Annotated in this window: 16 protein-coding genes and 1 riboswitch; of the genes, 15 read left to right on the forward strand and 1 reads right to left on the reverse strand. The window is 53.6% G+C overall.

Going from position 1 to position 21636, the window contains the following annotated elements; translation table 11 throughout:
- From cobK to QU597_RS09030, 11 genes are all read left to right on the forward strand, one after another.
- Positions 1-807: a precorrin-6A reductase gene (cobK, locus tag QU597_RS08980; protein ID WP_310832329.1), complete on the forward strand. Its 807-nt coding sequence runs from the start codon at positions 1-3 to the stop codon at positions 805-807.
- A gap of 34 nt (positions 808-841) precedes the next feature.
- On the forward strand, positions 842-1501 hold the full coding sequence (locus tag QU597_RS08985) for a precorrin-8X methylmutase (protein ID WP_310833266.1): 660 nt from the start codon (positions 842-844) through the stop codon (positions 1499-1501).
- Between the two features lie 10 nt (positions 1502-1511).
- The gene (locus tag QU597_RS08990) at positions 1512-2660 is read left to right on the forward strand and encodes a cobalt-precorrin-5B (C(1))-methyltransferase (protein ID WP_370656257.1); all 1149 of its coding nucleotides are present in this window, start codon (positions 1512-1514) and stop codon (positions 2658-2660) included.
- Positions 2653-3882 carry a precorrin-6y C5,15-methyltransferase (decarboxylating) subunit CbiE gene (gene cbiE / locus QU597_RS08995; protein ID WP_310832331.1) on the forward strand — a complete coding sequence of 410 codons (1230 nt, stop codon included), beginning with the start codon at positions 2653-2655 and terminating at the stop codon, positions 3880-3882. The genes QU597_RS08990 and cbiE overlap by 8 nt, the downstream gene beginning before the upstream one ends.
- A 230-nt stretch (positions 3883-4112) precedes the next feature.
- On the forward strand, positions 4113-4823 hold the full coding sequence (cobI, locus tag QU597_RS09000) for a precorrin-2 C(20)-methyltransferase (protein WP_232381171.1): 711 nt from the start codon (positions 4113-4115) through the stop codon (positions 4821-4823).
- Complete coding sequence (cobM, locus tag QU597_RS09005; protein WP_310832332.1) at positions 4820-5623, forward strand: precorrin-4 C(11)-methyltransferase; 804 nt, start codon at positions 4820-4822, stop codon at positions 5621-5623. Before cobI ends, cobM begins: the two co-directional genes overlap by 4 nt.
- On the forward strand, positions 5616-6710 hold the full coding sequence (locus QU597_RS09010; protein WP_310832333.1) for a cobalt-precorrin 5A hydrolase: 1095 nt from the start codon (positions 5616-5618) through the stop codon (positions 6708-6710). The genes cobM and QU597_RS09010 overlap by 8 nt, the downstream gene beginning before the upstream one ends.
- 48 nt (positions 6711-6758) lie before the next feature.
- Positions 6759-8273: a cobyrinic acid a,c-diamide synthase CobB gene (locus QU597_RS09015; RefSeq protein ID WP_310832334.1), complete on the forward strand. Its 1515-nt coding sequence runs from the start codon at positions 6759-6761 to the stop codon at positions 8271-8273.
- A 198-nt stretch (positions 8274-8471) separates the two neighbouring features.
- Positions 8472-9353 carry an ROK family protein gene (locus tag QU597_RS09020; RefSeq protein ID WP_310832335.1) on the forward strand — a complete coding sequence of 294 codons (882 nt, stop codon included), beginning with the start codon at positions 8472-8474 and terminating at the stop codon, positions 9351-9353.
- Between the two features lie 105 nt (positions 9354-9458).
- A complete protein-coding gene (locus tag QU597_RS09025; RefSeq protein WP_310832336.1) occupies positions 9459-10583 on the forward strand; it encodes an HRDC domain-containing protein in 1125 nt (374 codons plus the stop codon).
- 90 nt (positions 10584-10673) lie between these two features.
- The gene (locus QU597_RS09030) at positions 10674-11609 is read left to right on the forward strand and encodes a 1-phosphofructokinase family hexose kinase (protein ID WP_310832337.1); all 936 of its coding nucleotides are present in this window, start codon (positions 10674-10676) and stop codon (positions 11607-11609) included.
- Between the two features lie 122 nt (positions 11610-11731).
- On the opposite strand, the gene corA is transcribed toward QU597_RS09030, so the two are convergent.
- Positions 11732-12667, reverse strand: coding sequence for a magnesium/cobalt transporter CorA (gene corA, locus QU597_RS09035; RefSeq protein WP_310832338.1), 936 nt, complete (start codon positions 12665-12667; stop codon positions 11732-11734).
- Positions 12668-13064: 397 nt separating this feature from the next.
- Positions 13065-13197, forward strand: a riboswitch (SAM riboswitch).
- A 109-nt stretch (positions 13198-13306) separates the two neighbouring features.
- On the opposite strand from corA, the gene metA reads away from it, so the two are divergent.
- The 4 genes from metA (at position 13307) to QU597_RS09055 (ending at position 21589) form a co-directional block, all read left to right on the forward strand.
- Entirely contained in the window at positions 13307-14224 is a 918-nt protein-coding gene (metA, locus tag QU597_RS09040) for a homoserine O-acetyltransferase MetA (RefSeq protein ID WP_310832339.1), read from the forward strand.
- 48 nt (positions 14225-14272) lie between these two features.
- The gene (locus QU597_RS09045) at positions 14273-15457 is read left to right on the forward strand and encodes an aminotransferase class I/II-fold pyridoxal phosphate-dependent enzyme (protein ID WP_310832341.1); all 1185 of its coding nucleotides are present in this window, start codon (positions 14273-14275) and stop codon (positions 15455-15457) included.
- Positions 15458-15651: 194 nt separating this feature from the next.
- The gene (mqnC, locus tag QU597_RS09050; RefSeq protein ID WP_236333732.1) at positions 15652-16788 is read left to right on the forward strand and encodes a cyclic dehypoxanthinyl futalosine synthase; all 1137 of its coding nucleotides are present in this window, start codon (positions 15652-15654) and stop codon (positions 16786-16788) included.
- 499 nt (positions 16789-17287) lie between these two features.
- On the forward strand, positions 17288-21589 hold the full coding sequence (locus tag QU597_RS09055) for a bifunctional 2',3'-cyclic-nucleotide 2'-phosphodiesterase/3'-nucleotidase (RefSeq protein WP_310832342.1): 4302 nt from the start codon (positions 17288-17290) through the stop codon (positions 21587-21589).
- Positions 21590-21636 lie beyond the last annotated feature (47 nt).

The following is a 21636-nucleotide window of genomic DNA, read 5'->3' on the forward strand; positions in this document are numbered from 1 at the left end:
ATGATTCTGATGCTCTGCGGGACAGGCGACGCGCGGGAGCTGGCGCTGGACTTGTCACGCCGGGGGCTGTCCCTGCTGGCCTCGGTAGTGACTGCAAGCGCGGCGGAACGGCTGGAGGAGGCTGGAATCCGCACCAGGACCGGGCGGCTGGATATGCTGGGGATGATCACGCTTTTGCAGGAAGGTAATTATCGCGCTGTGGTGGACGGCAGCCATCCCTTTGCGCTTGAAGCGCATGCCAACGCTATCCGGGCTGCTGCAGCGCTGGGACTGCCATACTACCGCTATGAGCGGCGGAGTCTTGCGTTTGACAGTCATCCGAAGCTTATTCCTGTACATTCCTATGAGGAAGCCGCCCTTGCAGCGAAGGCGATAAAAGGCTCGGTGATGCTGACGACCGGAGGCAAGACACTGGAGGTCTTTGCGCAGGTGCTGCTGGGTGATCCGGAAGTGCGTCTGACGGTCCGGCTGCTGCCCTGCCTGGAGAATATAGAGAAATGCCTGAGACTGGGGGTTGAACAGCGGAATATCATTGCGCTTCAGGGGCCTTTTTCACGGAAAATGAATGAAGCCATGTTCCGGCATTACGGTACACAGGTCATGATTACCAAGGAAAGCGGCGCACAGGGAGCTGTGGATGAGAAGCTGCGTACAGCGCTGGATATGGGATTGTATGTCATCCTCATCACCCGGCCGCAGCTGTTGTTTGACGGGATTGGCGGGGTGTATGACTCCTTTGATGCGCTGGCAGAGTCGGTCCAGGCGGAGCTGGCGGAAAGGCCGGAGTACCGTGCGGTTAAACGCTGAACAGGAGCAGGAACGAAGAGAAAGGGGAATGGACGTGGATTTTGGGACGGAGTTTAAGCCGCTGACGGTACAGCCGCAGGAAATAGAAGGTCTGAGCTTCCAAATGATTACGGAGGAACTTGGCGGGCATGATTTCAGCGCCGAGCAGTATCCGGTGGTGCAGCGGATCATCCATGCTTCGGCCGATTTCGAGCTGGGGCGGAGTCTGGTGTTTCATCCCCAGGCGATTGAAGCGGGGATCACCGCGATACTGCAGGGAATGCCGGTTATCGCTGATGTGCGGATGGTGGAGGCGGGCATCGCCAAAGAGCGGATTCAGCGGTATGGCGGGGAAGTCCGTGTGCATATTTCGGATCCGGATGTTATCGAAGAAGCAAAAGCGCTGGGCCTGACCCGGGCGATTGTCGCCACGCGCAAAGCCTGTGCGGCTGCTCAGGGGGGAATCTATGTCATTGGCAATGCGCCAACGGCCCTCCTGGAATTGATACGTCTGATCAAAGAAGGAACAGCCCGGCCGGGGCTTGTCATCGGTATGCCGGTCGGCTTCGTATCCGCTGCTGAATCCAAGGATGAGCTGTGCAAGCTGGATATTCCTTATATAACGAATATCGGGCGCAAAGGCGGCAGCACTGTAGTTGTGGCAGCGGTGAATGCCCTTAGTCTGCTGGCCGTCCGTCAGGCTGAGGGGAAATAAGATCCTATTAATCAGCAAAGAAGGGAATGCCATGATCGGGGAGAACGGAATGGACGGGCAAGCGGCGGCTGGGAGTCCGGCTCCGATGCGCAGGGGCTATACGACGGGTGCCTGTGCTGCAGCAGCAGCCAAAGGGGCGGCACTCCTGCTTATAACCGGTGAAGCGCCGCATAGCGTAGAGCTGTATTTGCCTGCGGGATTCCACCACCGCTTCGAATTGACCGGCTGTGAGCGTCAGGGTGACAATAGCGCGACCTGCGCAACAATTAAGGATGCCGGGGATGATCCCGATGCGACACACGGGGCGTGGATTGAAGCTACGGTGAGCTGGCTGGATCACCCCTCCATCGAGATTGACGGCGGACGCGGCGTCGGACGGGTAACGAAACCGGGCCTGCCGGTGGCAGTCGGCGAAGCGGCAATCAATCCGGTACCGCGGCGGATGATTTTGGAGGCTGTCTCCGAGGTGCTCGAGGAACATGGTGCAGCGCGCGGGCTGCGGGTAGTTATCAGTGTACCTGAAGGCGAAGCGATTGCCCGAAAGACACTCAACCCGCGGCTCGGTATCCTTGGCGGCATCTCCATTCTTGGTACGCGGGGCGTAGTGACTCCGTTCTCTACCGAAGCTTATCAGGCGAGTATCGTGCAGGCGATTTCGGTCGCCGCTGCTACCGGGAACGGCCAGCTGGTATTGACCACCGGAGGCAGCAGTGAAAAACATGCGCAGGCGATGTTCAATGAGCTTCCGGAGGAAGCTTTTATCCAAATGGGTGAATATGTAGGGTTCTCACTCGGCCATGCCAAAGCTTACGGATTTCAGAAAGTGACGCTGGTGGGCATGGCCGGTAAATATTCCAAGGTGGCGCAAGGTGCGATGCTGATCCATTCCAAAAATGCGCCTGTAGACTTCGGTTTTCTCGCCGCCGTTGCCGCTGAGGCAGGGGCTGATAAACGGCTGGTACAGGAGGTTGCAGGCGCAAATACCGCCTCTCAGGTTGTGGATCTGATGACCGAGGCGGGGCATTTGGATTTTTTTAAACAGCTGTGCCGTCATGCCTGCATGCAATGTCTGAAGCAGGTGAATGGAGGCATGACGGTGGAGATGGTGCTGATTACGATGAAGGGCAGGCTGCTGGGGAGGGCGGAGATCCGTGGATAAAATAATATATGTCATCGGCATTGGCGAAGACGGCGCCGGCGGACTGACGCCGCAGAGCCTGAGCAGAGTGCAGGAGAGCGAAGTATTGTTCGGCGGGGAACGGCAGCTGTCGTTCTTCAGCCGCTACAGCGGGGAGAAAATCGTCCTGCAGGGCGGAATGGAGGCCTTTGCCGACAAGCTGGAGGGGCTCTATCGAGAGCGTCAGACGGTGGTGCTTGCCTCCGGAGATCCGCTGTTTTACGGAATTGCCGGCTTTCTGGTCCGGCGGTTCGGGCCGCAGCATGTTGAGGTGGTTCCGCATTACAGCAGTGTGCAGCTTGCTTTTGCCCGGCTTGGCGACAGCTGGCAGGATGCGGAGCTTGTCAGTCTGCACGGGCGGCCGATTACGGGACTGGCCCAACGGATTGACGGCAGACACAAGGTGGCGCTGCTGACCGATCCGGTCAATAATCCGGCGTTTATTGCCGCCTATTTGCTGGAGTTTGGCATGCTGGAATATGAAGCCTTTGTCTGTGAGCGGCTGGGCGGTCCCGAAGAAGTCTGCCGGTTCTGGGAGCTGGACAAAATGGCCCGGCATGACTTTGCACCGTTGAATGTAGTGATTCTGCGCCGGAAGCCGGAGAGCACTGCCGGTGTGCGGCGCGGGTTTGCTTATCCGGATGAAGCCTTTGAGCAGCGGAAGCCGGAAAAGGGACTGATCACGAAGCGCGAGGTGCGCGCTCTGGTGTTGTCCGAGCTGAATCTGGCGGAGAATGCGGTAGTCTGGGATATCGGCTCCGGTTCCGGGGCAATTGCTGTGGAGTGTGCGCGGATTGCCCGGTTCGGCAGGGTTTTTGCATTGGAAAAAGAACGGGTTAATCTGCCGACCATGGAAGCGAACCGGCGGAAATTCCGCGCCGATTATACGATTGTTCACAGCAAGGCGCCGGAGGGGCTGGACAAGCTGCCCGATCCGGATGCTGTATTCATCGGCGGCAGCGGCGGTGAGCTTGCCGATATTATTGCACAATCGGCTGGACGGCTGCGGCCGGGCGGAGTGATTGTCGTTGCTGCGATCACGATTGAGACGCTATATGGAAGCATGGAGGCGCTGAGGGAGGCCGGTCTGAATCCGGAGGTTACGCACCTTCAGGCTTCACGGGGCAAGCCGATTATAGGCATGACAAGGCTGGAAGGGATGAATCCGGTCTATGTGGTCAGCGGGACAAAAGCCGAATGCTAGGCTGCACCCGGCTGGAATTGGCGGAGTACAACACCAATCGATCATAACTGCTTGGGAGTAGTTCAATATAAGGAGGAGCGAGGATGAGCAAAATGGAGCAGGAGACACAGCCGCAGTTTGCAGGCGTGGACAATTCAGCTGGAACACAACGGGCCGAGGCAATGGAGCAGATGACAAGCGCAGGATATAGGCTTCTAGAGGAAGAGCTGCTTCCGGAGGATGAGCCTGCCCTGCTGGCAGTCGGCACGCTGTATGGAGTCGGTGTCGGCCCGGGCGATCCGGAGCTGATCACGGTCAAAGCTTGCCGTCTGCTCAAGGAATGTCCGGTTATCGCGTATCCCGCCGCCAAAAAAGGCGGCAAGTCCTACGCCCACGAAATCGTGGAAATGTATGTGGATGCAGAGCAAAAAACGATGCTGGGCCTCGTCTTCCCCATGACCAAGGATCCGGTGCAGCTGGAGAACGGGTGGCGCTGGACAGTCGAGCTGTGCTGGAATGAGCTGCGTCACGGGAATGATGTTGCTTTTGTGACCGAGGGTGATCCTAACCTGTACAGCACGTTTATCCATTTGGCCCGGCTGATGCAGGAGCTTCATCCCGGGGTGCCGGTTGTGTCCGTTCCGGGAATCTCCTCGGTGCTGGGTGCAGCCGCTGCGCTCGAACAGCCGCTTGCCGACGGCAACCAGCGGGTAGGCATTATTCCGGCAACCGAAGATCGTGAGGCGCTGAAGGAGGCGCTGCTCCATCACGACACCATCGTATTCCTAAAAGTAGCGAAGGTACTGGATACCGTGCTGGATGTCTTGGACGAATTAGGCCTGGGCGGCAAAGCCTCGGTTGTCACCAAAGTGACTTCACCGTATGAAACGGTATGGCGGGATGCGCGCAAGCTGCGCGGCACGGAGCTGGAGTATTTGAGCCTGATGGTGGTGAGCAAATGACAGACCTACTGCTGGAGCCAAAAGTATACATTGTCGGTGCCGGACCCGGCGACCCTGAGCTGATTACCGTCAAAGGCAGCCGGATTCTTCGTTCGGCGGATCTTGTGCTCTACGCGGATTCGCTGGTAAGCGAAGCGCTGATACACAGCGCTAAGGGCGGGGCTGAAGTGCTGCAAAGCTCGGGCATGGATCTGGAGCGGCAGGTGGAGCTGATGGTCCAGGCTGTCCAGGCCGGAAAAAGCGTCGCCCGCGTGCATACCGGTGATCCCTCTATGTACGGGGCGATCCTTGAACAGATGTCGCTGCTGAAGCTGTGCGGCGTCAGCTATGAGATCGTCCCGGGCGTCAGCTCTGTCTTCGCTTCGGCAGCGGCACTGGGTGCGGAGCTGACGGTGCCCGAAATAACGCAGACGGTGATCCTGACCCGTGCCGAAGGGCGCACACCCGTGCCGGAACGCGAGCAGCTGCGCCGGCTGGCCGAGCACCACTGCACGGTGGCACTGTTTCTCAGCGCATCGCTGGCCGGACATGTCGCCGGTGAATTTCTCGCAGCCGGCTGGAGCCCCGATACACCTGTGGCTGTCGTTAAGCGGGCTACCTGGCCGGATCAGCAGATTCTGCGTACGACGGTAGAACGGCTGGAAGGAGACCTGCAGGCAGCCGGGATTACGATGCATGCGATGATTCTGGCCGGACGGGCACTGGATCCGGAGCTGGTTAACCATGGTGCGCCCCGCTCGAAGCTTTACGATAAAACCTTCACCCATGGGTTCCGGGAGGGGACCGGCCTGCATGGTTAGGAAATATGCGGCTGTAGCCATTACGCGGAACGGAATCGGACTGGCCTTGAAGCTGGGCGGGCTGCTCGCAGATACTGAGGTGTATTGCTATGCGAAATACAGCGGGGGGCTGGAGGAGATTCCCGGCGAACGCCGGATTTTCACCGGTTCTGTCAAAGAGCTCCTGCCGAATCTCTTCCGCCGGTATGAGGCGGTTATTCTGTTCTTCTCGCTCGGCGCGGCCGTCCGGCTGATCGCACCGCTTCTGGAGAACAAAACATCCGATCCTGCGGTCATTGTCATTGATGAGGGTGGAGAACATGTCATCAGTGTGCTGTCCGGCCATCTGGGCGGGGCGAACAGGCTGACCCTGCAAATAGCTGAACTGCTGCAGAGCCGACCCGTTATTACTACAGCTTCCGATGTGCAGGGCACCTTCGCCGCAGATCTGCTGGGCCGTGAATTCGGCTGGTGTGCGGATAGCTTCGCCCCGATGAAAAGTATCAGCGCGGCTATCGTCAACGGTGAGCAGGTAGCCTTCCTGCAGGAGAGCGGAGAGCGGGACTGGCTTCCGGCAGGAGCAGTGCTGCCGGAGCATGTCCGGCTCTGCGGGGACATGCTAGAGCTGCTGCAGGCGCCCCGCAGCGCGGCGATTGTTGTAACCGACCGCCTGCTGAAGCCGGGGGAGGCTGCGGCGCTTGGGGAGCGGACCGCCTTGTACCGGCCCCGCAGTCTGGTGCTCGGCCTCGGCTGCAACCGCGGAACACCGGCTGCAGAGCTGGAAGCCGTGGTTATGGAAACCCTGGCTGAGCTGCGGTTGTCCCCTTTAAGCGTCCGGAATGCCGCAACCGCCGCTATTAAAGGCGATGAAGCAGGACTCCTGGAGCTGTGCGGGAAATACGGCTGGGAGCTCAGCCTGTATTCTCCGGAGCAGCTGAACTCCGTGCCGCTGGACTGTCCTTCGGAGATTGTTTTCAAGGCAACCGGTGCTTATGGCGTCTGTGAACCGGCAGCATTGCTGTCTTCCGGCAGCAGTCAACTGCTGTTGTCCAAGAAAAAAAGCGGCAATGTAACGATTGCCGTAGCCAGGGTGACTTATACCGGATAAGCCGGATATACCGGTAATGCGAATTTCGGGATCGGAGGGGGAAAGCGGATGGATGAAAAGGATGAGAGTAATAACCTGACGAAACAGCTAAGCCAGCTGCAGCACCGGCCGCGCCTCATCGTAGCCGGCACCGGCAGCGGCTCGGGCAAAACGACGGTGACACTGGGGCTGATGCGCGCTTTTGCCCGGCGCGGTCTGAAGGTGCAGGGCTACAAATGCGGCCCGGATTATATTGATCCGGCCTATCATGCTGCCGTAACTGGATATCCCGCCCGCAATCTCGATTCCTGGATGACCCCGGGCAGCTACCTGCTGGAATATTTCCTGCGTTCCTCCGAGAATGCTGAGCTCTCGGTGATTGAAGGAGTTATGGGGCTTTATGACGGTAAAGAAGCAGCAGCGCTGACCGGCTCTACGGCCGAGATTGCGCTTCTCACAGACAGCCCCGTTCTGCTTGTAGTGGATGTGCGCAGTATGGGCCGCAGTGCGGCGGCGGTAGTGCTTGGCTTTCAGCAGCTGGAGCCGCGTGTGCGGATTGCAGCGGTAATGGTGAACCGCTGCGGAAGCGCCAGCCATTTCGAAACGGTCAAAACGGCGATTGAAGCCGCCTGCGGAATTCCCGTTATCGGCGGGCTGCCGCGGAACGGCGGGCTGGACATTCCCGAGCGGCATCTGGGCCTGCTGCCCGCCGTGGAGCGCGGGGAGCTGGAGCCCTTGTTTAATCACGCCGCCGATCTGCTGGCAGAAGGTACAGATCTGGAGATGCTGCTGGGCATTGCACAGGCAGCTAATCCGCTGTCTCTTGGTGCAGCGGACAAGGACTGTTCCTGCATAGTAGCTTCATCCGCATCTGGGCGGTCAGCGGAGGAAATGCAGGCTGGCCCGGCTGCAGATGGCAGGAAGCTCCTGCACCCGGCTCCGGTCATCGCCGTCGCCCGGGATGCCGCGTTCAATTTCTACTACGCCGACAATCTGGAGCTGCTGGCCCGTGCCGGAGCGCGGCTGGTTGAATTCAGCCCGCTGCGCGGTGATGGCATCCCGCCGGAGGCGGACGGCATTTACCTTGGCGGCGGTTTCCCTGAGGAGTTCGCTGCTGAAATTGCCGGCAATGATAGCTTTCTTACAGGTCTTAGAGCTGCTGCAGGCCAGGGAATGCCGCTGTTTGCAGAATGCGGCGGATACATGGTGCTGGCCCGCACACTTACCGACCGTGCCGGAGCTGTGCATAAGATGGCGGGGGTAATACCAGCCCATGCAGTCATGCAGGAACGCCGTGCGGCACTCGGTTACCGTGAGGTTACAGCGCTGCAGGACAGCCTGCTGCTCAAGCAGGGAGAGCGCCTGCGCGGCCATGAATTTCATTACTCCGTGATGAGCTACGAAGCAGGGGAACCCCGGTCCTATCCCTATGAGACCAAGGGAAGGGGAGGCGTTCATCCTGAGGGGTATCACAAGGGGAATGTCATGGCCGCCTACACGCATGTTCATCTGGCCTCCTACCTGCCGGCGGCGGCGCGGCTGGTGGCAGCATGCCGCAGCTATTTGCACGGAAACAGACTTTAAGTGAAGGATGCAGCAGCCTGCCCGGGTATTCCGGGTAAGGGGCGGCATTTTTTTTTGCTTTTAAGAGATGTATGTCAACCGCTTGTCATATGAACAGCAGCCACGTATAATAATTTCAGTAGAGCGCTTTATTATCGGAATTATAACGGAGAAGCCGGTGATCCGGCTTGCCGCTCATAACGAAGGGAGACTGCTGCAGTGAGAATACTGGGAGCAATTGAAGCAGGGGGAACAAAGTTTGTATGTGGAGTCGGGCATGAAGACGGTACAATTATCGAGCGGGTAAGCTTTCCTACGACAACCCCGCAGGAGACAATGAGTCTGGTGCTGGACTATTTTACCGGCAAGAATGTAGAGGCGATCGGAATTGGTTCGTTCGGACCGATTGATCCGGTGCTTGGCAGTCCCACTTACGGACACATCACCACTACACCTAAACCCCACTGGGGAGGATATAATCTCGTTGGCGCAGTAGCCGGACAATTTCAGGTGCCGGTTGGTTTCGATACGGATGTGAACGGTGCTGCGCTGGGCGAATATACGTGGGGGGCTGCGCAAGGACTGGACAGTTGTCTATATATTACTGTCGGAACAGGCATCGGAGCCGGTGCGGTTGCCGGAGGAGAGCTGATTCACGGCTTGTCCCATCCGGAAATGGGGCATATTCTCGTTCCCCGGCATCCCGAGGATACCTACAACGGTTTCTGCCCTTATCACGGGGATTGCCTGGAAGGCCTGGCTGCGGGTCCGGCGATCGGCAGCCGCTGGGGCAAGCCTGCCGGCGAGCTCCCGGCGGATCATCCGGCCTGGGCGATGGAGGCTCACTATCTGGCCCATGCTCTGATGAACTATGTACTGATCCTGTCTCCGCAAAGAATCGTTATGGGCGGCGGTGTCATGAAGCAGAGCCAGCTGTTTCCCCTGATTCATACCAAGCTGCAGGAGCTGCTCAGCGGGTATGTCCAGCATCCTGCGCTGAATGCCGAAATTGGCAGCTATATCGTTCCTCCGCAGCTTGGCGACAATGCCGGGCTTTCCGGAGCACTGGGTCTTGCCAAGCTGGCACTCGCCAGAGCGTAGCATAAAAAGAGATTGACTGTACGGAAATTTATGGTATTGTAGGATTCAACAGTATAGCATTCAGAGGAAGCACCTCTTTCACGATAATCGTGAAGGAGGTGCTTTTTGTGCGTTCAGGAGATGGATTGGAGCTGCGGAGGCTCCGGTTACACCGGGGCCGCCGGCCGGCGCAGCAATCATGCTTGCTGTAAGACGAGGAAGGTAGGGATTCATATGCAGATTGTATTTATGAACCGGTTATCCAGAATATCTGGAGTAGAACAGGAAATTTTTGCCCAGCTTTGGATTGGCGAGGAGGAGGGAGTATGGCGCCTGGGCTGGAAGGATTTCGCGGGCAGTCTTGAAACGGATGAGCATATCTGGTATGAGGGCGGTTCGTGGAATGAAATGCTCTGCGTCTACAGGCATGAGCTGGCGGTGAAGATGGGTGCCGGCTACCGTCCGCTGATTGACGGAGTGTTTCACGACGAGGAGAACCTGGCCCAGCGCAGCCGTGAGCAGCTGCAACTGCAGTATTACAGTGAACATCACGGTAATGAGGCTGTCTATGAGGAGCTGTGCGCCTGGCGCCGGGGCAAGGCATCCAGCGAACGGAAAGCACCGTATATTCTTGCCAGTAACCGTCTGCTGCGTATGCTCAGCGCTTACCTGCCCCGCACGCCTGAGGAGCTGCTGCAAATTCCTGGTGTCGGGGAAGGAAAGGCTTCGCAGCATGGCGGGGAATGGCTGAATATCACCGCTGGTGTACCCAGGGAGCATAATTATCCGCTGAACTGGGTGTTTGAAGCAGTGGATGATGAGGAATTCTCCTCCTGGCTCTTTAAGCAGAAAGAGATCAAATATAAGAAGCAGCTGGAACGTTTGCGTTTGCGGCGGATCCTGCTTCAGGGCATTGAGAACGGCCTGGACATGGAGCAGCTGAAGGCGTCCAGCGGAGTCAGCCGCCGTGAAGTGCTCGAATCTGTTGAAGAGCTGGAGAAGGAGGGATATTCGGTGGAGAAGCTGATCGAGCTTGAGTTGCGGGGAGTTACGGCGGATGAACAGAACCGCATTTGGACTGCCTATGAGCTGATGGGTGATTCCTATCTGAAGCCAGCGCTTTATAAAGCTTACGGTGAGAATTTCTCGCCGGCAGAGGGGCTGGATCTGTATTATGAACGCCTGCGGCTGATCCGCATCCGTTTCCGGCGGATACAGGATACGGGAATAGGCATGGCGACGAGTTTTTAATCAGAGAATGATGTATTATTGCCCCTTTAGGAATCAGTACTTATTTGCGTTATGATACTGGTAAGCGCGATTACAAAAGGAGCGATTCATATGATTGTGACGTTGACAGTTAATCCTAGTGTGGATGCCAGCACGAGCATTGAAAGGGTAGTTCCGGACCATAAACTCCGCTGCCGGGAAGCCTCATATAAACCGGGAGGGGGCGGGATCAATGTGTCCCGGGCGATCCGCAGATTAGGTGGAGAATCTCTGGCTCTTTATGCTTCGGGCGGTCTGCATGGACAATTGCTGCAGCATATGCTTGAGCAAGAGGGCGTGCGCCAACAGGAAATCCGGATTTCTGGGCAGACGCGCGAAAATCTGATCGTTGTTGAGGAATCAACGGGCCAGCAGTTCCGCTTCGACATGCCGGGCCCGCATTTTATTGAAGGGGACTGGATACAGTGCCTGGAGCAGCTAAAAGCCTTAACGGAGAAGCCAACCTATATTGTCGCCAGCGGCAGCCTGCCGCCGGGGTGTCCGGTGGATTTCTATGGGCGCGTCGTAGAAACTGCGAAGCAGTGGAACGCCCGGGTGATTGTCGATACATCAGGAGAAGCGCTGCAATACGCTGCCGATGCCGGTGTCTACCTGCTGAAACCGAATGCGCGTGAATTGGAAGAGCTTGTAGGGCACGGCATCGCTGGTGATGAAGAATTAAAGGCAGCTGCGCTGGAGCTGATTGAACAGGGACGGACCGAAGTGGTGGTGGTCTCTTTAGGCGGACAAGGCGCACTGCTGATTACCAGGGAAGGCTGTGAGCATCTGAATGCTCCTGAAGTTCAGGTGCTTAGCGTCGTTGGTGCAGGAGACAGTCTGGTAGCAGGGACCGTATATAGTCTGGAGCGCGGGTGGCCTCTGCGCGAAGCCGTCCAGTTCGGAATCGCTTCCGGCAGCGCGGCCGTGATGAACCCGGAGCGGGAGCTGTGCAAGCGCGAGGATACAGAACGTTTATTTGCTGAGATGAAGGAAGCGGATAAGGCTTGACGCTGATCAGCGTCATGCCGGAAATGTGCTATTTGTGTTTGTGACCTAACCAAAAAGGCGAAGGTTTCCTCCTACCTTGCGGTAGCGGTAACCTTCGCCTTAGCGTATTCGTCCGTTAGTGCTCATAGCCAATCCTTTTTGCGGAAAATAAACAGCATTCCACAGCCGAGCGTTACCATTACGGCAATTACGCCATAGTAGCCATATTGTGAATGGGTCTCGGGTATATTGTCAAAGTTCATTCCGTAGATCCCGGTAATTACGGTCAGCGGCATGAATATTGTAGTAATTGCGGTAAAAACTCTCATGATTTCATTGGCGCGGTTGGCGATACTGGATTGGTAGGCTTCGCGCAAGTTGCCCATGAGGTCGCGGTAGGTCTCGAATGTTTCAGAGATTTTAACCGCATTCTCATAAATATCGCTGAAGTACTTCTGCAGCTGATCATCGATCAGTCGGAGGTCTTTTTTGTTTAGTGTGTTGATAACTTCCTTCTGCGGCCCCAACATCTTCTTCAGCCACAGGATTTCACTGCGCAGACCGATGATTTCGCTTAAGTGCGATTTCTTGGTGTGCATGAGGATATCCTCTTCGAGCTTTTCGATCCGTGCTTCAATCCGGTCGCCGACCGAGAAGTAATTATCTACGACCGTGTCGATCAGATGGTAAAGGAACCGGTCAGGTTCGCTGACCTCCTGTTCCCACAGAATGGGCTTCAGGACACGCAGCTCATGAATTTTTTGCTTGGTGACGGTAATGATGAAATGTCTGCCCAGAAAAACGTTAAGCGCCCGGAGGAAAATCTCCTCATCATCAAAACGGATGCTGTTGACTACAATAAAATAATGGCTCTCATAAATTTCAATCTTCGGCCGCTGTTCCTCCTCGCTGAGGCAATCCTCAACGGCCAGATCATGCAGATTATACAGAGGCTGAAGCAGCTCCAAATCCTCGTCATCGGCATCGATCCAGTAGAACCCTTCTAAAGGGGCGGTAAGTGTTTCCTCAATATCATCGATCGGTGTAAAAACCCCTGCATTCACCAGCCGGATTTTCATCTGATTCACTCCTTCTGTCCCCGTTCTTCTCCAGGGGTATGCTAATTAAAGCACACGGAAAAAATCAGCTTGGCCGGTGGTACAATCAATGAATCGGCCAGAATGACGTTTCGAGGACATAAAGAAGAAATGCTCCCGCCGCCGGCAAGCTGATGTTAATCCTGTGTGGTTGCTCACTTTGTACGCTTAACTGCGCACCCGGGTCGCCTTCCATTCTTTACTCACCTCTTCTTTTCGTCAATTGTGCTGTGAAACACTTGTCTAGTATAACGCCGGGATATGCCTCTTACAAGCTAAATTCTTTACAGTTTAGGGGCTCTTCAGCATTGTATGGACTTGACGAAAAGCAGGTTCATGATTTAAAGTGAATTTTAAGAAAATAATTGAATACAGCTAAATCTTATCAAGAGCAGGTGGAGGGACTGGCCCGATGAAACCCGGCAACCGGCGTGTAAACGCACGGTGCTAATTCTTGCGGAAGCTATGCAGGGGAAGTATATATCCCGGCATCGTTCTCTGGCAGATGAGAGAGGCACATATGACTACAGCTATATGACCTTTCTCGTGCGAGAAAGGTCTTTTTTGCATGCTTTTCAGCCAATGGAAGGACACTAATTCGATTAAGGAGTGGACACTGCAATGCCAATCAAAATTCCCGACAGCTTACCGGCCAAAGAAATATTATCCGGAGAAAATATCTTTGTAATGGATGAGAGCCAGGCTTTTCATCAGGACATCCGTCCCTTACGGATTGCTATCCTGAATTTAATGCCTACCAAGGAAACAACAGAAACGCAGCTGCTGCGCCTGATCGGGAATTCCCCGCTCCAGGTGGATGTGATCCTTTTGCATCCCAGCTCGCATACTTCCAAAAATACTTCGCCGGAGCATTTGAAGAGTTTCTATAAAACGTTTGATGAAATCAGTGACCGCCGTCTGGACGGACTGATTGTCACCGGTGCCCCCGTAGAGCAAATGGAATTTGAGGATGTGAATTACTGGGAAGAGCTGAAAGAAATATTTGAATGGAGCAAGCACAATGTCACCTCGACTATGCATATCTGTTGGGCGGCACAGGCTGGATTATATCACCACTTCGGCGTGCGCAAGGTTAGTCTCCCCGAGAAATGCTTCGGCGTCTTCCCGCACACCTTGAGCCATAATAACTTCAAGCTGCTGCGCGGTTTTGACGAGGTGTTCCATGTTCCGCATTCCCGCCACACTGACGTTTCCCGGGAAGATATCGAAGCGAATCCCGATCTGCAGATTCTTGCTGAATCCGAAGAAGCCGGAGTCTATCTTGTGTCAACGCATGACGGCAGGCAGATTTTTGTCACTGGTCACTCCGAGTATGACCCATTCTCCCTGAAATGGGAGTATGACCGCGATATCGCCAAGGGAATGGATATTGCACTGCCGAAGCATTACTATCCAAAGGATGACCCGCAGCGCACCCCGCCGGCCGTATGGCGTGCCCATGCTAACTTATTGTTCGCCAATTGGCTCAATTACTATGTATACCAAGAGACCCCTTACGATATTGGTCCAATCATTTAATCATAGATGAGAAGAGAATGCTCAACACCACATTTAGGAGGCTTACCCATGGACGAGAAACTAAGGATTGAAAGCAGACTGGCGCAGATTGGCTCACAGGAGGATCCTGCTACCGGTGCAGTGAATTATCCGATTTATAATGCAACGGCATTCCGTCACCCGAGACTTGGACAAAGCACAGGGTTCGATTACATCCGTACCAAAAACCCGACCCGCTCGGTGCTGGAAACGGCTGCGGCCGAGCTGGAATCCGGTGATGCCGGCTTTGCCTGCAGCTCCGGTATGGCTGCGTTGACCACCGTGTTTGCTTTGTTCGGCCAAGGCGACCATCTGGTTGTTTCGCTGGATCTGTATGGCGGCACCTACCGCCTGCTGGAACGGATTCTCTCGAAGTACGGCATCAGCGCCTCCTATGTGGATACTAATGACCTGGATGGCCTTGAAGCGGCCCGCCGTCCGAATACGAAGGCTGTATTCATTGAGACTCCGACCAACCCGCTGATGATGATAACCGATATATCGGCTGTTTGTACGTGGGCCCGCCGGCATGGGCTGCTCACGATTGTAGACAATACGCTGCTCACTCCGTTCTTCCAGCGTCCGCTGGAGCTGGGCGCAGATATTATTGTCCACAGCGCGACCAAATATCTGGGCGGCCACAATGATGTTCTGGCGGGTCTGATCGTGACCAAAGGCGCCGAGCTGTCGGCAGAAATGGCCGTCCTGCATAACTCTCTTGGTGCCGTGCTTGCACCGAACGACAGCTATCAGCTGATGAAGGGGATGAAGACTTTGGCCCTGCGTATGGAGCGGCATGAGAGTAACGCGCTAGCTATTGCCCGTTATCTGCTGGAGCATCCGGCAATCGGAGAGGTATTCCATCCGGGGCTGCCGGATCATCCGGGCTACGAGATTCAGAACCGCCAGTCCTCCGGCAATACCGGAATCTTCTCCTTCAAAGTAAAAGACGCCAGATATGTGGAGCCGCTCTTGCGCCATATCCGTCTGATCGCTTTCGCTGAGAGCCTGGGCGGTGTGGAATCGCTGATGACCTATCCGGCAGTGCAGACCCATGCTGACATTCCGGTGGAAATCCGCGATGCGGTTGGTGTGGATGACCGGCTGCTGCGCTTCTCCGTCGGCATCGAGCATGTGAACGATCTGATTGCCGATCTTGCCCAGGCGCTGGAAGCGGCACGGATCGAGCTGGAGCAAGCGGTGACAGCTGAGTAACTATTTAAGGAAGACGGCAGCGCGATTCATGCGCTGCCGTTTTTTTACGGGGAGCCGGGGCGGGCGGCAGTAAAAGATTTTTCAACCCGCCGGGATTTATGTTACGATGGGAGAACGAATGCAATTATAAGATTTCTATCAACAACTAGAATTTATCAACCATATTGTATGGACTTTAAAGGAGGCTGCGAACGATGAGTGCGATAGATCTTATTCTGGATAAGACGCTGAAAGGCGAACGTCTCGGGCTGGAAGACACTATCCGGTTGTTCGAGAGCAACGAAATTGAGAAAATGGGCGCTGCCGCAGATGTCATTATGAAACGCTGGCACCCCGATCCGATCGCTACATTTGTAATTGGACGCAATATTAACTATACCAACGTATGTGATGTGTATTGCCGATTCTGCGCGTTCTACCGCAGACCTGGTTCGGAGGAAGGGTATGTGCTTCCAGACGAAACGATCTATCAAAAAATCGCCGAGACGATTGCTGTGAACGGCACGGAAATCCTCATGCAAGGCGGAACGAACCCGAATTTGCCGTTCAGCTACTATACGGATATTCTCCGCGGCATTAAACAGCGTTTCCCGGAAATCACCATGCATTCTTTCTCTCCGGCAGAGATTATGAAGATGGTCGAAGTGTCCGGCTTACCGCTGGAGCAAGTGGTCCGCGAGATTCATGCCGCAGGCTTGGATTCCCTTCCGGGCGGCGGAGCCGAGATTCTGGATGACCGTACCCGCCGCAAAATCAGCCGGCTCAAAGGCTCCTGGCGCGAGTGGATGGATGTCATGCAGACTGCGCACAAAATCGGCATGAACACTACGGCAACTATGGTTATCGGTCTTGGTGAGAGCATGGAGGAGCGCGCACTGCATCTGTTGCGTGTTCGCGAAGCCCAAGATGAATGCATTGCGAATAAATATGATTCCGAGGGCTTCCTGGCATTTATCTCATGGACCTTCCAGCCGGATAACACCAACCTGAAGCTGGACAGACAGACTCCGGAAGAATACCTGAAGACGGTGGCTATCAGCCGCCTTGTCCTGGACAATATCAAAAACTTCCAGTCCTCTTGGGTAACGATGGGACCGGAGGTCGGCAAGCTGTCACTCCAATACGGCTGTAATGATTTTGGCAGCACCATGATTGAAGAAAACGTGGTCTCATCGGCCGGTGCCACCTACAAGGTCAACATCGAATCGATCACCCAGCTGATCCGTGAAGCAGGCAAAATTCCGGCACAGCGCAACACACGCTACGACATTCTGCGTACCTTCGAGGACGGGAACACGAAGATCGACAATGATTTTGTAATGCAGAACTAATATATACAAATGCGCATAGACCCCGCCAAGCAGTGATCCACTGTTTGGCGGGGTTTTATTATGCACGGTTTGTCGAATTGTGACGTAAGGCGACACAATGGATGTATAGGACATTAATTCCAACCCTTGGTGTTTTATTGAAATAAAATCCACACTCTTATATATTATCTAACATCCTATGAAGGGCGTAGGTTATTTTTGATTAAAGTTTCACTAAAATATACTATATTTAAATCCGTGAGTAATTATATTTGTATACATGTGTAATGTTATATTACTTAATGAGTTATAAAAATTACCTTTTGAATTAAAGTTAGGATGCACCTTTTGCCATTTGTTTACTTTTAAATGAGGCATCATAACTAAATTCAATGCTAAAAATGTGATATTTTACACAACTATTGAACTTAGTTTATGATTTTCGCTAGATTCATATATTCCCATATGATACAATCTTCCTCGGTCACTATAAAGAAAAAACTGGGAGGATTAATCGCTTATGGGAGAAAGACGATGGAACAAGCCGGTAGCTTCTATACTGGCAACCACGGTTCTGACTGCGCAAGTTTTGGGAGGGGTATTCGCAGGTTCAGTTTTGGGAGCAGATACAGCACAAGCTGCCGCGGTAGAAGCCTCTCCGGTGACAGTCGATCTGCGTCTGATGAGCACTACGGATGTGCACACCAATGTATACGGCTGGGATTATTACAAGAATGCTGAATCCTTGACGGTAGGCCTTGACCGCACGGCAACACTGGTTAAAGCAGCCAGAGAACAGAACAGCAATAATCTTTTGCTCGACAACGGAGATTTGATTCAAGGAACTCCGCTGGGAACATATATGGCAATCAAGTCGGATCTACTTACTAACGATGAACGGATTCATCCTCTCATTGCGGCTATGAACGTTATGGGCTACGATGCAGCAACCTTCGGCAATCATGAGTTTAACTACGGGTTGACGTATTTGGACCGTACCATTAATGGCAGCGGCAAAGATAATACAGGTGCAAATTTTGATTATGTAAATGCCAATATCTATAACACGAATGGTTCAAATAAGTATCAGCCTTATGAAATTATCGATAAAGTAGTTAAGGGTTCAGACGGTCAAAACCATACCGTAAAGGTGGGTCTGCTTGGTCTGGTAACTCCGCAAATCATGGAGTGGGACAAAGCGAATCTGGATGGCCAAGTGATAGTTAAAGATATCAGTGAAACAGCTGAGAAGTTTGTTCCTGAGATGAAAGCTAAGGGTGCTGATGTTATCATCGCCATGGCTCACACAGGCTTTGATGCTTTGGCGACTGGAGAAGGTGCCGAGAATGACATCAACCAGTTGAGTAAAGTAGCAGACATCGACGCTATTACTTTCTCTCATACACACAAGGTGTTCCCGACTGGAAATGACACCACGCTGGATGCTTCCTTCAAAGATCCTGCGACTAAGGCTCCTTATAATAATGATGTTGCCAAAATTGACAATGTTAACGGTCATATCAACGGGACTCCAGCGGTACAAGCCGGTTACGGCGGCGGATATCTGGGTCTGATCGACCTTAAGATTGTTCAAAACGGTAGTGCGTGGAAAGTGGATAAAGAAAGCTCTAAGGCATCCACAGTTTCCATCGCTGGTGTAAAAGCCGATCCGGCGATTGATGCCGTAACTTCTGCAGACCATGAAGCGACCAAAGCTTATGTGAATCAGCCGCTGGGTAAAACCACTGCTCCGATGAACAGCTACTTCGCCATGGTACAGGATGATCCTACAGTTCAGATCGTAACCTACGCCCAGCAGCGTTATGTTTCGAATCTGATCAATTCGGATCCGGAATTGTCTAAATACAAGGATTATCCTATTCTTAGTGTGGGTGCTCCGTTTAAGGCTGGACGCAACGGTCCGTCGGAATACACTGAGATTAATGAAGGAAATCTGACTATCGCCAGTGCAAGTGACTTGTACTTGTACGACAATACGCTGAAGGCGATTGTTGTTAGCGGCGCTACGGTAAAAGAGTGGATCGAAATGAGTGCAGGTGCGTTTAACCGGATTAAACCGGCTATTTCTACACCGCAATCTTTGCTGAATTCCGCCTTTGCAGTGTACAACTTCGACGTAATTGACGGTGTTCAATACACTATCGATGTAACAAAGAACGCGAAATACAAACCGGACGGTACGATCAACGATGCATCCTCCAGCCGGGTAACCAGCGTAACTTACGGTGGAAAGCCGCTTGATTTAAATCAGCCGTTTGTAGTTGTTACTAACAACTACCGAGCAAGCGGCGGCGGTAATTTCCCTGGCGTTAAAGGTTCGCCGATGATTATCGATTCCCAAATGGAAAACCGCCAGGTGCTGATGGACTACATCAGAGAAGCGGGTACGGTTGACCCGACTGCGGACGGCAACTGGTCGATTGCACCAATCAAGGGGAATGTGAATGTTACCTTCATTTCTTCTCCGAAAGCTTCTGCGGTACTGCCGGGCAATATGACGGATACTGGTGTTAAAGATGTGAAGGGCTTTGAAGTTTACGGCCTTAATCTGAAAGAAACACCGGTGAAACCAACCCAGGATGTTGAGGTTCACTTGCTGGGGATCAATGACTTCCACGGTCAATTGGATACGACTTCGATTATGGACGGCAAAAATGCGGGTACGGCTGCGATTCTCGCAACTTACCTGAAAGAAGCACGTGCTAAATATACGAATTCGCTGCTGTTCCACAACGGGGATTCCGTTGGTGCATCCGCTCCAGTGTCCTCACTTGAACGTGATGAGCCAACACATGTGTGGATGAACATGATGGGATTTGATGTCGGAACACTGGGTAACCATGAGTTTGACCAAGGTGTTCCAGCACTGAAAACACAGATTTTCGGTGGTGTTGATCCTAAGAACAGTAAAATAACCCATGCTGGTGCTGATTTTGATTACATCAATGCCAATGTGGTAGACAGTACTTACAAACAACCGATCATCAATCCTTACGTCATTAAAGAAGTAGGCGGCGTAAAAATCGGATTTATCGGCGTTGTAACAAAGGCGACACCTAGCAAGGTAGCCCCTTCCGGCCTGGTAGGTGTAAACTTCCTGTCTGCTTCGGAAGAAGTGGCAGCAATTGAGAAATATGCAAAAGAGCTTAAGCAAAAAGGTGTAGAGACGATCATTGTGCTTGCCCATGATCCTGCTACAACTAAAGGCGATGCAACTACAGGCTTTGTAACAACAGGTGAAGCGGCTGATCTGGCCAAAGCCCTGCCGGCTAACTCGCCGGTTGATGTGATCGTGGCCGGAGATAATCACGGTTATGCTAACGATACTGTGAACGGTAAGCTGGTAGTTCAGGCTTACTCTTACGGTTCGGCATTTGAAGATATTAAGCTGATTATTGACCACAACACAGGTGATGTTAAAGCGAAGTCTGCAACTGTTACTAAAACTTTCCAAGAGGGTGTAACACCAGATCCTGAGACGGTAGCGCTGGTGAACAAGTACTTGGCTCTGCATCCTGAGCTGACGCTTCCTGTGGGTACAACTGACGGCACAATCACCCGTACCGATGCTTACACCAATGAGGCTGCCCTGGGTAACCTGATTGCGGACGCTATGCGGCAGGCAGATTTCGGCGATGGAGTCCCTACTGCTGATTTCGCCTTTATGAATCCGGGCGGTATCCGTGCCGATCTTCCGAAGGGAAATGTATCTTTCGGCGATCTGGCCAAAATCCAGCCGTTCGGCAACACACTCGTGAAGCTGAAGCTTACCGGTGAGCAGATCAAAACCCTGCTGCAGCAGCAATGGGCTGTGAAGGCTGACGGAACGCCGGATACGAAAACCCTGCAAATTTCCGGCCTGAAGTATACAGCTAATATGTATCTGCCGGTTGATCAGCGGATTGCCAGCCTGACCAAAGCTGACGGCACACCAATCAGCATGACGCAGACCTACACCGCAGTCGTCAACAACTTTATGGCTGCCGGTGGAGACAACTACACCGTGCTGACTCAAGACAAAAACCCGCTGGCCGGTCCGATCGATCTGGATGTATTCTATGATTACATCGTAGACACATTCAAAGGCGGCGCCATTACAGCCAAAATCGAAGGCCGTATTACGAATAATGTGAAGCCTCCTGTAGCCATCCCAGGCGGAACAGTAACACCAACTGCAACACCGGCACCAACAACAAGCCCTGCACCTTCGGCAACACCGGCACCAACAGTGAAGCCGGTTCCTTCGGCAGTACCGTTCAAGGATCTGAGCAAGGTGGTATGGGCTCAAGAAGCCATCACCTCCCTGGCTGCAAAAGGGATCTTGAAGGGACTTGAGGACGGTAACTTCGCACCAATGAAGAACGTTACCCGTGCTGAATTTGTTACGATGCTCGTTCGTGCTCTGAACCTGAGCAACTCCGGTGCATCCGCAAGCTTCAAGGATGTGAAGCAGGGAGCATGGTATACCGACTCTATCGCTGCTGCTGTCCAAGCGGGCCTTGTCAAAGGCTCCGGAAACGGCAAATTCGAACCGGGACGTGAAATTACCCGCGAAGAAATGGCAATTATGATTGTCAATGCTCTTGCAGGAGATTTGCCTAAGATTGACACTTCTGCAGCCCTTGGACAATTTGCTGACAAGTCCTCCATTGCCTCTTATGCTCAGGAAGCTGTTGCACAGCTGACTCAGCTGGGAATTGTAAATGGTGTCGACGGCGGTAAATTCGCACCGAAAGCGATCGCGAATCGTGCGCAAGCTGCAGTAATTATTTATCGTATGCTGGAGAACAAAGCTTCCTAATCTTTCATTTCACAAAAGGTGTTTCGTCAGTCATCTCCGGATGGCTG

Source organism: Paenibacillus pedocola, assembly GCF_031599675.1.
Lineage (GTDB): Bacteria > Bacillota > Bacilli > Paenibacillales > Paenibacillaceae > Paenibacillus_AQ > Paenibacillus_AQ pedocola.